Raw genomic sequence first — 14,071 nt, 5'->3', positions numbered from 1 at the left:
GGCCGGGTCGGCCGCTCCGCCCCGCAGCCGACCCGGCCGCGGCCGTCAGCCGGTGAGCGTGATCGGTGGTCAGCCGGTGAGCGTGGTGAGGTGGCCGGCGATCTCGTCCCGGAGCGAGCTCATCGTGCTCAGGTTGTGGGCGTCGATGAGGTCCAGGGCCCGTTGCCACGCACCGGCGGCGGCCCTGTCGTCCCCGTCGTCGAACCTGGCCTGACCGAGGCGGAGCAGGGTGGCGGCCGCCGGCGCGATGTTGCCGATCTCCAGGTTCAGCCGGACCGAGGTCTCGTACCGGTCGGCGGCCGCCGCGACCTCGCCCAGTCCGACGTACGCCTGGCCGAGGGTGTCGTTGACGTAGCACAGGGACCGTTTGTCGGTGAGGTCGCGGCTCAGGTCGACGCATTCGAGCGCGGTCCGCTTGGCGTCGGCGTACCGGCCGGCCTCGATGTAGGTCATCGCGAGGTTGTTCAGCTTCGCCGCGGACGCGTGGTCGTCACCCATCCGGCGGGTGCTCTGCAACGCGAGCTGCTGTTGCTCGATCGCCTCGTCCAGTTGGCCCCGCAACTGCAGCAGATAACCGAGATTCCCGCGGACCAACGCGATCCCGACCTCGCTGTCGATCGCCTCGAACGTCGCCAGCGCCCGGCGCAACTCGGGCTCGGCCCGATCCAGGTCGCCGCGGGCGCCGTAGCTCGTCCCGAGTTGGTTGTACGCGAGCGCCTCGAGCTTCCGGTTGCCGACCCGGCGGCCGCAGTCGACGGCGATGCGCTGGATCGAGATCGACTCGTCCGGGCTGACCAGGCGGGACAGATGCACCCACAACTGCAGACCGAGGCGGCCCGCGCTCGCGTACAGACCGCGGGCGGCGCCACCGACCACCATCGCCATCAGGCCGCGCAGCTCCAGGTCGAACCACGCCCGCGCGGCCGCCTGGTCCTCGAAGCGCAGCGGGACCGTCGTCGGCAACGGGTCGTCCAGATAGTCCAGCCGACGCGGTTCGCCGAGGACTTGCCGCGCCGCGAGGACCGTCTGGATCGCCCAGTCCAGCAGGCGCTCCCAGGCCCGCTCCGCTTCGCGTGGATCGTCCAGCTCGCCGAACCGTTCCCCGGCGTACGCGCGGAGCAGGTCGTGCAACTGGAAGCGGTTCGGGCCGGACTCCACGACGAGGTGCAGATCGGTGAGCCGCCGGAGCAGCTTGGTCACGGTCCGCTCGTCCAGGCCGGCCAGCGCGGCAACCGCGGGCGGGCCGAAGCGGCGCTCGGGGTACAGGCTGAGGATCCGGAACAGCCGCGCCGCCTCTGGCTCCAGCGCACGGTACGACCAGGAGAAGACGGCACGTAGATCGGTCGCCACGTCCTCGTCGGTCTCGAACGCGTCCAGCTGGTACTCGTCCAGTTCCTCCACCAGCTCCGCGAGGGCCGAGCCGGACCGATGCGCCACCTGCTCGGCCGCGATCACCAGGGCGAGCGGCAGGTGGTTGCAGCTGTGCGCCAACTGGTCCAGCAGCTTCGCCTCCGTGGTCACCGGTGGGCCGATCCGGTCGGTCAGCAAGGTCCGCGCGTCCGCCTCGGACAACTGGTCCACGGGAAGTTGCCGTGCTCCCTCCCGGGCAACCAGTCCCCGCAGGCGGCTGCGGCTGGTGATCAGGACGACTGCGCCTCGGCCCGGCAGCAACGGCCGGACCTGCTCGGCACTGCGCGCGTTGTCGAGCACCAGCAGGATGCGCCGCCCCGCCAACGTGGAGCGGAACAAAGCACTCCGTCCGTCCACCTCGGCCGGGATCTGCCCCGCCGGTACGCCGAGGGCGTGCAGCAGGTACCCCAGCGCGACCGACGGCTCGACCGGTTCGCCGGGACCGTAGCCGCCGAGATCCACGAAGAGCGTGCCGTCCGGGAACTCTGCGGCGGCCTGGTGGCTCCAGTGCACGGCCAGACTCGTCTTGCCGACACCGCCCGGCCCGTGCAGGACAAGAGTGACCACAGATTCCGGTCCATGGGCGGCCGTCATCCGGTCGAGCTCCGCGAGTGCCTGCTTGCGTCCGCAGAAACCGGGCACGTCGGCGGGCAGCTGACTGGGCGCAACCGGCGGCTTCACCGACGGAGCGGGTACGGGCGTCTCCCCGGCGAGCAACTCCGCATGGACCGCGCGCAGCTCCGCACCTGGATCGACACCGAGTTCCTCCGCGATCCGTTGCCGCACACTCTCGTACAGCTCCAGCGCCTCGGCAGTACGGCCGCTTCGGGCGAGCAGGCGGAGCAGGCGCACCCACAGAGACTCGCGCAGGGGGTACGCCGTGGTGAGTTCGCGGAGCTCGGCCAGGTCCGCACCGATGCGGCCGCTCGGGTCCTCGGTCCCTCGGCGGTCGGGGTCGTCGCGGAGTTCGAGGCGGCGTTCGACGGCCAGCAGGTACTGCTCGACGAGTGGGGGCAGCGCGACCGACTCGAACCAGCTGGGCGCGAGTCCCTCGAACGGCCGGCCCGTCCACAACTCCAGGGCCTCGGTCAGCAGAGTCAGCTCGGTCTCACGGTCACCCATCTGCGCCGCGACGCGCTGCAGCCCGGCGAAGCGCAGTACGTCCACCTGGTCGGGGACGACCAGCAGCGTGTAGCCGGTGGGCGCCGTGCTGATCAGGTCGGCTCCGATCGCGCGGCGCAATCTGCTGATCAGGGTGTGCAGGCTGTGGCTCGCATCGGCCGGCGGTGACTCGCCCCAGATCCGCTCGACCAGCGAGGACTTGCTGACACTGCTGCCGGCCGCCAACGCGAGCAGCGCGAGCAAGGAGCGCAACCGGTCGCCGCGAAGCTCAGCGGGCCGGTCGTCGACCTGGACGGAGACACCGCCCAGCAAGCGGATCACGACGCGTGGACCTGTTCGTTCCCCGCCAGTCATCGGCCTCCGCTCCCCAGTCGCAGGCTGGCAGGCTATCGCGGCGACCGGTCCGTCGGCGCGAAGAAACCACGCAGCGTGACCGTCAGAGCTTGTAGTCCTCGAGCAGCCGGCGGCCGATGATCATCCGCTGGATGTCCGCGGTGCCCTCGCCGATCAGCAGCATCGGCGCCTCCCGGTACAGCCGCTCGATCTCGTACTCCTTGGAGAAGCCGTAGCCGCCGTGGATCCGGAACGAGTCCTCCACCACCTGCGCGCAGTACTCGCTGGCCAGGTACTTCGCGACACCGGCCTCGAAGTCGTTGCGGGACCCGCTGTCCTTCTTGCGGGCCGCCTTCACCATCAGCTCGTGCGCGGCCTCGACCTTGACCGCCATGTCGGCCAGCCGGAACAGCACGGCCTGGTGGTCGGCGATCTTCTTGCCGAACGTCTCCCGCTGCTGGGCGTACGAGATCCCCAGCTCGAACGCGCGCCGGGCCACCCCGCAGCCCCGGGCGGCGACGTTGACCCGGCCGACCTCGACGCCGTCCATCATCTGGTAGAAGCCCTTGCCCGGAACGCCGCCGAGGATCTGGCCGGCCTCGATCGCGAACCCGTCGAACACGAGCTCGGTGGTGTCGACGCCCTTGTAGCCCATCTTCTCGATCTTGCCCGGCACGCTCAGTCCCGGTGCGACCTCGCCGAAGCCCGGTTCCTTCTCGACCAGGAAGGTGGTCATGTTCTTGTAGACCGAGTCGGCGCCCTCGTCGGTCTTCACCAGCACGGCGACCAGGTTGCTCGATCCGCCGTTGGTGAGCCACATCTTCTGGCCGGTGATCGTGTACCCGTCGGCGGCCTTGACCGCCTTGGTCTTGATCGCGGACACGTCGGACCCGCAGCCCGGTTCCGACATCGAGAACGCGCCCCGGACCTCCCCGGTCGCCATCCGCGGCAGGTGCTTCTGCTTCTGCTCGTCGGTGCCGTGCTGGAGCAGCATGTACGCGACGATGAAGTGGGTGTTGATGATGCCGGACACGCTCATCCAGCCGCGCGCGATCTCCTCGACGCAGAGCGCGTAGGTGAGCAGCGACTCGCCGAGCCCGCCGTACTCCTCGGGGATCATCAGCCCGAACAGGCCGAGTTCCTTGAGGCCCTCGACGATCTCGGTCGGGTACTCGTCCTGGTGCTCCAGCTCGGTCGCCACCGGCAGGATCTCGGCCTCGACGAAGGCCCGGACCGTCTTGAGGATCTCCTCCTGGATGTCGGTGAGACCCTCGGTCTGCTGCAACCTGCTCATCTGCGGCTCCTTGCGTCGAGATCGCCTACCCGCGAGTATCGCGGTTCCCAGCATCGCGGCGGCGGCAGGACACCCGCTGTGACACCGACCACCCGGAGGCCGTCGTGTGCCTCACGCCCGGGGTGCTCGACCAGCGGTCGCGCAGTAGCAGCGGTGGTGCAGTGGCTGGTGCCTACTCCTCGGAGTTGCGGCCGTCGCCGGACGTGGCCAGGCTGCGGCCCACGCTGTTGAACAGTGTGACGATCTGCTGGGTCGGCTGCCAGTTCTGCGTCCGCTGGGCGAAGTAGAGCCGGCGCCGCGCGTCGTTGAACTGCTCGGCAGCCTTCTCCTCGTCGCCGTCGGCCAGCGCGCTCGCGGCCTGGTCAAGGTCCTTCGCGGCCTCCCGCACCGAGCGGCCCTCGCGGCCTTCCTTGCTGCTCTGCCGGACGAGCTGGGCCAGCTGCTTCAGCGCGGCCTGGCCGGTCTTCGGCTGCTCCGGGGTCTTCTTGGGCGTCTTCTTCGGGGTGGCCTTCGGGGTCGGCTTGGGCGTCGGCGTCACGGTCGGCTTCGCCTTGGCCGTCACCTTGGCGGCCGGTGGCGGGGTCGTCGGGAGACCACCCGCCTGCACCGGCGGCTCAGCGACGCCCTGCCGCAGCAACGCGGCCGCGAGCACGCCGACCACGACGACGGCCAGGCCGACAAGGATCTTGGGGTACAAGGCCCGGCGACGCGGTTCCCACTCGTCGTCGTACCGCTCATCGCCGTACTGCGCGTACTGCTCGTTGCCGGGTTGGGCCGTCGCCGGTTGTGGGGCGTCGGCGAGGAACGGCATCACCCGGGTGAGACTGTCGGGCGCGTCCGGGACTGCCTGCGCGGCCTGCGCGACCTGCGCGGTCGCCGTGGTGCCGTTGAGCAGGCCGGTGACCTCGGCCGCGGACGACGGGCGGTCCGCGGGGTCCTTGGCGAGCAACCGCATCACCAGGTCCGCGAGCCCGGGCGGCCCGTCGGTACGGCGCACCGGGATCGGGGTGGCGTCCAGGTGCTGACGCAGCACCAGGTCGGTCGTCTCCGCGACGAACGGCGGCGCGCCTTCGAGCAGTTCGTACAGGACGCAGCCGAAGGAGTACCAGTCGCTCGCGGGGGTCGCCGACGCGCCACGGACCTGCTCCGGCGAGATGTACGCGGCCGTGCCGAGCAGGACGGGTCCGGTGGCGCCGTTGAGTCCGCCGGTGTGGGCGAGACCGAAGTCGGTGATCTTCAGCGTGCCGTTGGTGGCGAGCAGCAGATTGGCGGGCTTGACGTCACGGTGCACGATGCCGGCCGCGTGCGCCGCGTCGAGTGCGCGGGCGCCCTGGACGGCGATGTCGGCGACCACCTTCGCGGTCGGCAGCCCGTTCCCGCGCAGCAACTGGGCGAGGTCGGTGCCCTGGACGAGCTCCATCACCAGGAAGATCTGGTCACCGGCCGCGCCCACGTCGTACGTGGCGACCACGTTCGGGTGGGTCAGCCGGGCAGCCGCCTGGGCCTCGATACGGAACCGCTCGACGGCGTCCATCTGGTCACCGTCGAGGCTGCGCAGCAGTTTCACCGCGACCGAACGGGCCAGTACCTCGTCCTCGGCCCGCCAGACCTCACCGGCGCCGCCGCGGCCGAGCAGCTCGACCAGGCGGTACCGCTCCGCGAGTAGCTCGCCGTTCACCACAACACCTCACTGAACCTTCGTCCTGGGCGGATCGACGCCCCACCTTAGGTGGCCGCGGCGGCGAGAGCGAGTGCGCGGCGTTTTCTTGACACAGGCCTGTGGATGAAGGCGGCCCGCGTCGGCACGATGCGTATTAGGTTGGTCGCATGAAGCGATCACTTCTCCCCGCCCTGATCGCGACGACACTGCTCGCCGCGACACTGACGACGACGCCCGCGGCGGCCGTGCCCGCCGGTCACGGGTCACCCTCCGTGCAGTGCGAGTTCACCCCCACCCCGGAGAACCCGGCCGCCAAACCGGTCACGGTCCCGTCCGCGACCGCCAAGGCCCGCGGCAAGGTGAACGTGTACTTCCTCACCAACTACGGCCCGTTCGTGGTCCGGATGGACCGCGGCAACGCACCCTGCGGCGTGCACAACTTCGTCCACCTGGTCCGGAGCAGGTTCTACGACCGCACCCGGTGCTTCCGCCTGACGAACTCGGCCCGCCTCGGCGTCCTCCAATGCGGCGACATCTACCGCCAGGAAGAAGGCGGCCCGGGCTACAAGTTCCCCGACGAGGTGACCGGCCAGGAGACCTACCCCCGCGGCACCGTTGCCTACGGCAACCAGGGTCCCGGGACGAACGGCAGCGAGTTCTTCGTCGTCCACAGCTTCGCCAACATCGACCCCAACTACACCGTCCTCGGCCAGGTCGTGCACGGCATGAGCACCTTCGACCGCATCGTCGCCGCCGGCATCGCCGACCCCGACCAGGACGGCCCGCCCACCCACCCGGTCCGCATCCTCAAGGTCACCACCCTCCACTAACCGAATCCCCTTGCCCCCGGCGACTTGCGAGGCGAGCGCTTGGGTCTGGGGTCCGCGGACATGTCCGCAGCCCCCAGCACCACGTCCGCAGCCCCCAGCACACGTCCGCAGACCCCAGCACGTGTCCGCAGTCCCGGCTCCCCGTTCACCCTTTGGCGGCGGACAGCGGCAACTCGGTGGGTGTTCGGGCTAGCTTGGCTAGGTGGGTGGGCGCCGGCGTACCCGGTCGGTGGTCTGTTGCTGGTTGATCGGGAGGAAGGGGCCCGGCGATGGAACGAACACCTCTGCGACTCGGCCTGATCGGGCAGATTTCGCGGCCGGTCAGCGAGATCGGGCGGGCGGTGCGGTGGTACTCGGAGGTGCTCGGGTTGCCGCATCTGTACACGTTCGGGGACCTGGCGTTCTTCGACTGCGCCGGCACCCGGCTCTACCTCCAGGCGAGCGAGCCGTCGAACCACGGTGAGCCGTCCGTACTGTACTTCCGCGTCGACGACATCCAGGCCGGATACGACGAGTTGCGGGCGCGCGGGGCCGAGTTCGAGGACGCTCCGCACCTGATCCACCGGCACGACGACGGGACCGAGGAGTGGATGGCGTTCTTCCTCGATCCCGACGGGCACCCGCTCGCGATCATGGCGCAGGTCCCGCCACCACCCTGACCCTCGGCGTACCCAGGAAGAGCTCAGTCGGCCGGCGGCTGCCAGACGTCGGTCCGGGTCATGCCGGCGGCGCGGCCCTTGGCGGAGATGACCAGCGCCATCTTCCGGGACGCCTCGTCGATCATCTCGTCGCCCAGCATCACCGCACCGCGGGCACCACCGGCGGCCGAGGTGAAGTGGTCGTAGGCGTCGAGAATGTTCTCGGCGTGGTCGTAGTCGTCCTGGCGCGGCGAGTACACCTCGTTGGCGGCCGCGATCTGGTCCGGGTGCAGCACCCACTTGCCGTCGAAGCCGAGCGCCGCGGACCGGCCGGCCACCCGGCGGAAGCCGTCGACGTCCTTGATCTGCAGGTACGGGCCGTCGATCGCCTGCTTGCCGTGCGCGCGGGCCGCCATCAGGATCTGCATCAGGATGTAGTGGTACGCGTCGCCGACGTCGTACCCGGGCGGCTGCTCGCCGACCACCAGCGACTTCATGTTGATCGACGCCATGAAGTCCGCCGGGCCGAAGATGATCGTCTCCACCCGCGGCGAGGCGGTGGCGATCGCGTTCACGTTGGTCAGGCCGAGCGCGTTCTCGATCTGCGCCTCGATCCCGATCCGGCCGGGCTCGTACCCGTGCACCTTCTCCAGCTGGGTGAGCAGCAGGTCCAGCGCGACCACCTGCTCGGCGGTCTGCACCTTCGGCAGCATGATGCAGTCGAGGTTCGCGCCCGCGCCGGAGACGACCTCGATCACGTCGGCGTAGGTCCACTCGGTGGTCCAGTCGTTCACCCGGACCACCCGGAGCTTCGAACCCCAGCCGCCCTCGTTCAAGGCGGCGACGATGTTCTTGCGGGCGTCCACCTTGGCGATCGGCGCGACCGAGTCCTCCAGGTCGAGGAACACCTGGTCCGCGTCCAGCCCCTTCGCCTTCGCCAGGAACCGCGGGTTCGACCCGGGCGTCGCCAGACAGGACCGCCTGGCCCGATATCCCTCAGCAGCCGACTCAGCCATGACCCAGGTCCTTCCCTCGGTTACCCGCCAGTCACCGCAGCGTAAGGCCAAACCGCCGTCCCCGCGGGTGACCCGCCTCACCTCCACCCGCGATGTGGCCCGACTCACCGCGGGCAGATCGTCAGCAGACCGAGGAGGTGGGCTTGGGATTGGCGAGGCGGAAGAGCGGGCGAGTACGGAGACCGAGGTACGTGCCGACGAGCGCGGCGGCGGCCCAGAGCCAGCCGTGCAGGCTGCCGGAGGCGATCCCGGCCAGGTAGGCGCCGATGTTGCAGCCGCCGGCGAGGCGGGCGCCGACGCCCATCACGATGCCGCCCAGGACCGCCGCGAGAGCCGTGCGCCAGGGGATGTGCCGGTGCAGGGTCCACGCACCACCGGCGGCGGACGCGACGGCCGCGCCGAAGACGATGCCGAGGTCGGTCAGGCTGGTCTTGTCGGCGAGGATCGGGCCGGCCAGCATCTTCGCCTGCGCGGGCTGCTGCCAGAAGGCCCACGCCTCCGGGTGCAGACCGACCGCCTGCAACAGTTTCGCGCCCCACAGGTTGAACGCGCTGGTGATTCCCCACGCCCCGCCCGACACGATCAGAACGCCCGCACCGAGTACCGCCAGGACAATCGCGCCCACCCACAACGGCCACGACCCGCGGATCACCCGCAGGACGCCGCGCGCACTCGGGACCGCGTCGGTCGGCGGCGGGACCCGGCGCCGCTGCACCACCAAGGAGAGCGTGAAGATCCCGGCCAGGACGGCGAGCGTGACGATCCACGAACCGAACCAGCCGAGGTGATCCGCCAGCACCACCGCCGGGACGGAGGGCAGGTCGTCGACGAGCCCGTACTGCCACGAGTACAGCACCGAGCCGGCGATGAACCCGCCGAGCGTCAGCACGATCGTCGACTGGCCGGACCCGACCGCGAACAACGTGCCCGACGCGCACGCCCCACCCAGCTGCATCCCGAACCCGAACAGGAACGCGCCCAGCACCAACCCCACTCCGAGTGGCCCGCCGGACGGCGCCGGGGTACTGCCGAACGCGCCCGTCCCGGTACCGATCACCAGCGCGAACAGCGTCGCCGTGGCACCGAGCAGCACGGTGTGCGCCCGCAACCCCGCTCCATTGCCGACTGCAACCAACTGGCGCCAGGCCGAGGTGAATCCGAACCGTGAGTGGAACAACGCGATCCCGAGCCCGAGCCCCAGCAACAACAGCACGCCCGGTTTGGCTCCGTGCGAGGACCAGACGACGATCTCGAGCACCACCGCGCCGAGAACGGCGACGATCAGCGGGATCCGGCTCACCGGGCCGAGGGCGGGCGCGGCCGGGACCGGGGCCGAGGTGACTCCGTCGAGGAGCTTGCGGGTCAGGGGTGGGGCGGTGGTGGCGGTCATGACGCCCACGATAGGAAGCAATGTCCACCGGCCGAGTCCGGTTTCACACTACGGACATCGGTAGCCGGTGTGACACCCTGGTGCGGTGACGACGGAGCAGGCCGGCGCCGAGATCGCCGCGGTGATGAAGAAGGCGGGTCTGGTCTGGCTGTCCTGGGACGGACGACGGGCCGCGCCCGCGTGGTTCGCCGCGGTCGACGGCGCGTACGTCGTGCTCGCGGATCGCTCCGGCAGCGCCGAGCAACCGTTGCCCGGACTGGCGGAGGCGGGCCAGGTCGAGGTCGTCGTTCCCGCGAAGCCCGCCACCAACCGGCTGGCCGCCTGGACCGCGACCGTCCGGCGCCTCGATCCGGCGAGCGAGGAGTGGACGGCGGCGGCCCAGGTGCTGCGGACCGAGCGGCTGAACGCGGCCGGCCTCGACACCCAGCTGGACCGCTGGAGGACCGAGGCCGACCTTCTGGTCCTCGACCCGACCGGCGAGTTCACCGACTCGGCCCACGCGTACGACGAGCAGACCCGGACCGTCTCGCCCTCCGGCTCCCCCGCTGCCACGCGCGGCAAGCTCCCCTTCATCCTCCACCGCCGCCCCACCCGCCGTACCCCGCTCAGCTGACCCGCGTCAGCGCAGACCGAACGCGCGTTCCACCGTCTGCGTGACGCTGTTGCCGGCCGTATCCCGCGCTGTCGTCCGCAAGCTGACGTACTCCGCCTTGGACGGCGCGTCCACCTGCCCCGTCCAGGACGCTCCCGCACGCCGCAGCTTGAGCGGATGCCACGTGTGGCCGTCGTACGACGCGTCGACCGTCACCGCGTTCACCGTCCCCGCACCGGCCGCGCCCGCCAACTGCGACGGCGTCACCGCTACCGCCGTACGCCGATGCGCGCGCCCCGCCAGGTCGGTGGACACGTCGTAGTCCAGCTGGATCAGCGGCAACGGCTCGAGCGTGGTGAAGTCCGCCTGGTCGGAGCTGAAGCCCCACTCGGTCAGCGTGCGCGGCGAGTACGGCCGCTCCGGCAGGTCGCGGGTGGCGTCCACGACCAGGCGGTACGGCAGGGCTTCGGGAGCCACCTCGGCCGAGACGAAGTCGCTGCCCTCGCCGACCAGCGTGTCGCCCTGGTAGAGCGACGTACTGACCGTGACCCCGCTGTAGACGACGCCCTGGTGCCCGCCCGAGTCGCCCCAGGCCGGCATCCCGAAGACGCTGATGAGGTCGCCGACCCGGGACGGCGAGGTGAACATCGCGCTGTCGGTCAGCATCCGCGGCCGCTGGATCCCGGCGAACCAGGTCTCCCGGGTCGTACTGCGCGCCGGATACGCCACCGACGAGCCCAGCTCGGTCAGGTCGGACACCGCGGCCTGGCTGAGCCACTTCACCTTCGCCCCGGCCGTGACCCAGACCGTGTGATTGCCCTGGGCAAGTACCTTGGTCGCCGCCGACCCGACCGCCCAGCTGAGATCGGGCGCCAGGTCGTAGCGGATGTCGAGCGCCTCACCCGGCGACGTGTTCCGGAACGACTGCTCGATCCGGGCCAGGTCCTGCGTCCGCGGCCGGTACGCCGGATCGCGCGGGATCGCGCCGTCGTGGTGCTGGACCAGGTCGTAGAGGTACTGCGGGTACGGGTGCGACGACAGCCGGAGTACCCGGGTGCCGCGCTTGATCCCGTCGATCAGCCGCTGGCCCTGGTCGGTACTCAGCGACGCTACCGGCAGCGGGGCCTTGTCCTCCTCGGGCAGATCGGACCAGGCGTCGAGCGGACCGTAGCCGTCGTTGACCAGCAACAGCAGCTTCGCTCCCGCCTTCGCAGCGGACGTTGCCTGCTCGGTGGGCTCCACCCCGTCGTTGCGCTGAACCACGGCGACCTTGCCGCGCACCGAGGTCTTCGCGAAGTCCGCGGCCGCACCGTTGCCCACGTACGCGACCTGCTGTGCGCCAGTGCCCTGCGGCAGCTTCGGGGAGAAGCTCTGCATGATCGTGTCGAAGGACTGCAGTCCGGAGCCGACCGTCAACGCCGGCTGCACCTGACGCCATCGTGCGGCGAACGTGTACGACCCCTGGGTCACCTTGCGCGTGGGAGTCGCCCAGACACTGTCGTAGATCCACGGCTCGAGCTGGTAAAGGTCGACGAAGCGGCGCAGTCCGCCGAAGCTGCGGTACTGATCGATGCGGACCGCGGTGTTCGCAGTCGGCAGCGGCGTGGTCGCGCTGACCTTGCGCAGCGTGGCCGCGTCGAACGTCAGACCCCGGTCGCTCGTCACCACGACCTCGGGCTCGCTGATGATCGCGCGGCCCAGCGAGTGCGGTCCCTCCAAGCCGGCGACATCGGCGTACATCCAGGTGGCGTACGTACTCGGGCGCAGGCTGAGGTCGGCGGTACCGCTCGCGTCGACGGTGTACACCTCGGGCACCGTGTCGCGGGCGATGTCCTTCACCACGACGACACCGGGCAACGCCGCACCGCGCCGGTCCTTGGCGTTCACCGACAGCTTGACCCGCTCGCTCTGCTTGCTGACCCCGATCGGCGTGTGCGCACGCAGTACGCCATCGGTGCCGGTGGCCGTGAGGACCGAGCTGTAGCCGGCGTCGTCCGCGGCGAGGTTCAAGTGGCTCACGACGCCGACGGTCGCGGTGCCGTGCGCCGGCACGGTCACCTGCGGCGTCGTCACCGTGAACAGGCCGGCCGGAATCCCCTGCGCCTTCACCGCGAGGTCGAGCGTGAGCGGTTCCGCGCCCAGGTTCGTGTACGTGACGTCCTTCTGCACCAGTCCGCTGGACGGGTACGGCCACTTCACCGCCGCAAACGCCGAGCCGGTGGCGAACAGCGTGCTCTTCACGGCAGCAGCGACGTCGAGTCGACCGCTACCGGCCCAGAACGGGCTGTACTGCACGGTCGTCTTGGTGGTGCTGACCAGAGCATCCTTCAGCTGCGCACCGGTCCACTCTGGGTGTGTCGCCGCGAGCAGAGCAGCAGCACCAGCGACGTGCGGCGTCGCCATGGAGGTCCCGCTCATCGTCTGGTACGGCCCTTCGCCCTCCGGCGCGTACTGCGAGCGCGCGGCCAGCACGTTGACGCCGGGACCGGTCAGGTCGGGTTTCAGCGCGCTGTCGCCGAGACGCGGACCGCGGCTGGAGAACGAGGCCAGGCGGTCTGCGGTGTCCACCGCACCCACGGTCAGCGCCGCGTCCGCCGCACCGGGGGCGCTCACGCTGTACGGATCCGGTCCCGAGTTGCCCGAGGCGATGACGAACAGGGCACCCGTTTCCGCGCTGAGCCGGTTGACCGCCTGGCTCATCGGGTCGGTGCCGTCGGTCGGGCCCGAGCCGAGGCTCATGCTGATCACCTTGGCCCGCTGGTCCCGGGCGGCCCACTCCATCCCGGCCAGGATCCACGAGTCCTGGCCGCTGCCGTCGTCGGCGAGCACCTTGCCGATGTGCAGGCCGGCGCCGGGCGCGACCCCCTGCTCCTGACCGTTCGACGCGGCACCGGTGCCGGCGATCGTGGACGCGACGTGGGTCCCGTGCCCGTTCCGGTCGGTGACGTCCTGGCCGGGGACGAAGCTCTCCGTCGCGTCGATGCGGCCGCCGAAGTCGGGATGCGCCGCGTCGATCCCGGTGTCGAGCACGGCGACGTCCACGCCTTCTCCAGTGGTACCGCCCTGCCACACCTGCGGCGCCCCGATCTGAGCCGTGGTGTCGGACAACGTCGCCTTCACCTTGCCGTCCAGCCAGACCTTGGCGATTCCGCCCTGCAATGCTCCGGCCACGCTCGTACCCCGTGCGGTCGCACCCGCCGCGTTACCGGTGAGCGAAGCCCAGAGGTCCGCCGCGTCGTCGTGGCCGGCGGCGAGGGCCGCGCCCTGGATGCTGGTCAGCTCCAGGGTCTTGCGCGCACCCGACGGTACAGACTGCTTGCGGGCCCTGGTCGCTGCGTCTGTGTACGAGACGATCAGCGGCAGGTGGTCGCTGTGTGCGTCGTCGTAGCCGTCGGCGAGCAACTCGGTGACGTTGAAGAGACCCTTGTCGAGCACGCCGGAGGCCAGGTACGGCAGGGCCGCGTCCGGGTACACGTAGGTGTCCTTGCCCACGGCCATGATGTGCGCGCCCGCCGGTTCGCCGTTGGGCTTGCGGACCGTCGCCGTGGTCTGCCCGTCGGCCAGGACGGTCGCGGTGACCTTGTCACCCGTGATGAGCGTGACCGTGCGCGGCACACCACCGGACGGAGCAACAGGACCGATGGCCGCCGCGGAGAGGGTGCCGGCCGTCGACGGCGTACCGGCGGGGGCGGCGCCGGCTGTCGACGTCCAGGCGGTCGCCACGACCAGGACCGCGGCGCCGGCGGCGAGCAGACCGCGCCGGTGGGGAGGAGTCGGGGACAAGGG

At 70.6% G+C, this 14,071-nt stretch carries 9 protein-coding genes; 3 read left to right on the top strand and 6 right to left on the bottom strand.

All coding sequences use genetic code 11. The features are described 5' to 3' along the window. Positions 1–69: 69 nt before the first annotated feature. From FB561_RS30465 to FB561_RS30455, 3 genes are all read right to left on the bottom strand, one after another. Positions 70–2,853 carry an AfsR/SARP family transcriptional regulator gene (locus tag FB561_RS30465; RefSeq protein WP_170284896.1) on the bottom strand — a complete coding sequence of 928 codons (2,784 nt, stop codon included), beginning with the start codon at positions 2,851–2,853 and terminating at the stop codon, positions 70–72. A 115-nt stretch (positions 2,854–2,968) separates the two neighbouring features. Continuing rightward, positions 2,969–4,159, bottom strand: coding sequence for an acyl-CoA dehydrogenase family protein (locus tag FB561_RS30460; protein WP_145813506.1), 1,191 nt, complete (start codon positions 4,157–4,159; stop codon positions 2,969–2,971). A 172-nt stretch (positions 4,160–4,331) separates the two neighbouring features. Further along, a complete protein-coding gene (locus FB561_RS30455) occupies positions 4,332–5,837 on the bottom strand; it encodes a serine/threonine-protein kinase (RefSeq protein WP_145813505.1) in 1,506 nt (501 codons plus the stop codon). Positions 5,838–5,986: 149 nt separating this feature from the next. Between FB561_RS30455 and FB561_RS30450 the strand changes: the two genes are divergently transcribed. Both FB561_RS30450 and FB561_RS30445 read left to right on the top strand, forming a co-directional pair. Then, the gene (locus FB561_RS30450; protein WP_145813504.1) at positions 5,987–6,649 is read left to right on the top strand and encodes a peptidylprolyl isomerase; all 663 of its coding nucleotides are present in this window, start codon (positions 5,987–5,989) and stop codon (positions 6,647–6,649) included. 269 nt (positions 6,650–6,918) lie between these two features. After that, a complete protein-coding gene (locus FB561_RS30445) occupies positions 6,919–7,308 on the top strand; it encodes a VOC family protein (protein WP_145813503.1) in 390 nt (129 codons plus the stop codon). Between the two features lie 23 nt (positions 7,309–7,331). Here the strand turns inward: FB561_RS30445 and FB561_RS30440 are convergent, their stop codons facing one another. Both FB561_RS30440 and FB561_RS30435 read right to left on the bottom strand, forming a co-directional pair. After that, a complete protein-coding gene (locus FB561_RS30440; protein WP_145813502.1) occupies positions 7,332–8,303 on the bottom strand; it encodes an HpcH/HpaI aldolase/citrate lyase family protein in 972 nt (323 codons plus the stop codon). A 121-nt stretch (positions 8,304–8,424) separates the two neighbouring features. Then, positions 8,425–9,693: a YeeE/YedE family protein gene (locus FB561_RS30435; protein WP_145813501.1), complete on the bottom strand. Its 1,269-nt coding sequence runs from the start codon at positions 9,691–9,693 to the stop codon at positions 8,425–8,427. A gap of 85 nt (positions 9,694–9,778) precedes the next feature. Here FB561_RS30435 and FB561_RS30430 point away from each other — a divergent pair, with 85 nt between their 5' ends. After that, the gene (locus FB561_RS30430; protein WP_145813500.1) at positions 9,779–10,306 is read left to right on the top strand and encodes a hypothetical protein; all 528 of its coding nucleotides are present in this window, start codon (positions 9,779–9,781) and stop codon (positions 10,304–10,306) included. A gap of 6 nt (positions 10,307–10,312) precedes the next feature. Here the strand turns inward: FB561_RS30430 and FB561_RS30425 are convergent, their stop codons facing one another. Continuing rightward, entirely contained in the window at positions 10,313–14,068 is a 3,756-nt protein-coding gene (locus FB561_RS30425) for a S8 family serine peptidase (RefSeq protein WP_202880949.1), read from the bottom strand. Between the last annotated feature and the right edge of the window lie 3 nt (positions 14,069–14,071).

The organism is Kribbella amoyensis, assembly GCF_007828865.1.
GTDB classification, from domain to species: domain Bacteria; phylum Actinomycetota; class Actinomycetes; order Propionibacteriales; family Kribbellaceae; genus Kribbella; species Kribbella amoyensis.
This window is presented reverse-complemented; position numbering and strand designations above follow the sequence as displayed.

Bases quoted from the DNA above. Each gene is read 5' to 3' on its own strand.
- FB561_RS30460 (WP_145813506.1), bottom strand. From the start codon at position 4,159: ATGAGCAGGTTGCAGCAGACCGAGGGTCTCACCGACATCCAGGAGGAG.
- FB561_RS30450 (WP_145813504.1), top strand. From the start codon at position 5,987: ATGAAGCGATCACTTCTCCCCGCCCTGATCGCGACGACACTGCTCGCC.
- FB561_RS30445 (WP_145813503.1), top strand. From the start codon at position 6,919: ATGGAACGAACACCTCTGCGACTCGGCCTGATCGGGCAGATTTCGCGG.
- FB561_RS30440 (WP_145813502.1), bottom strand. From the start codon at position 8,303: ATGGCTGAGTCGGCTGCTGAGGGATATCGGGCCAGGCGGTCCTGTCTG.
- FB561_RS30435 (WP_145813501.1), bottom strand. From the start codon at position 9,693: ATGACCGCCACCACCGCCCCACCCCTGACCCGCAAGCTCCTCGACGGA.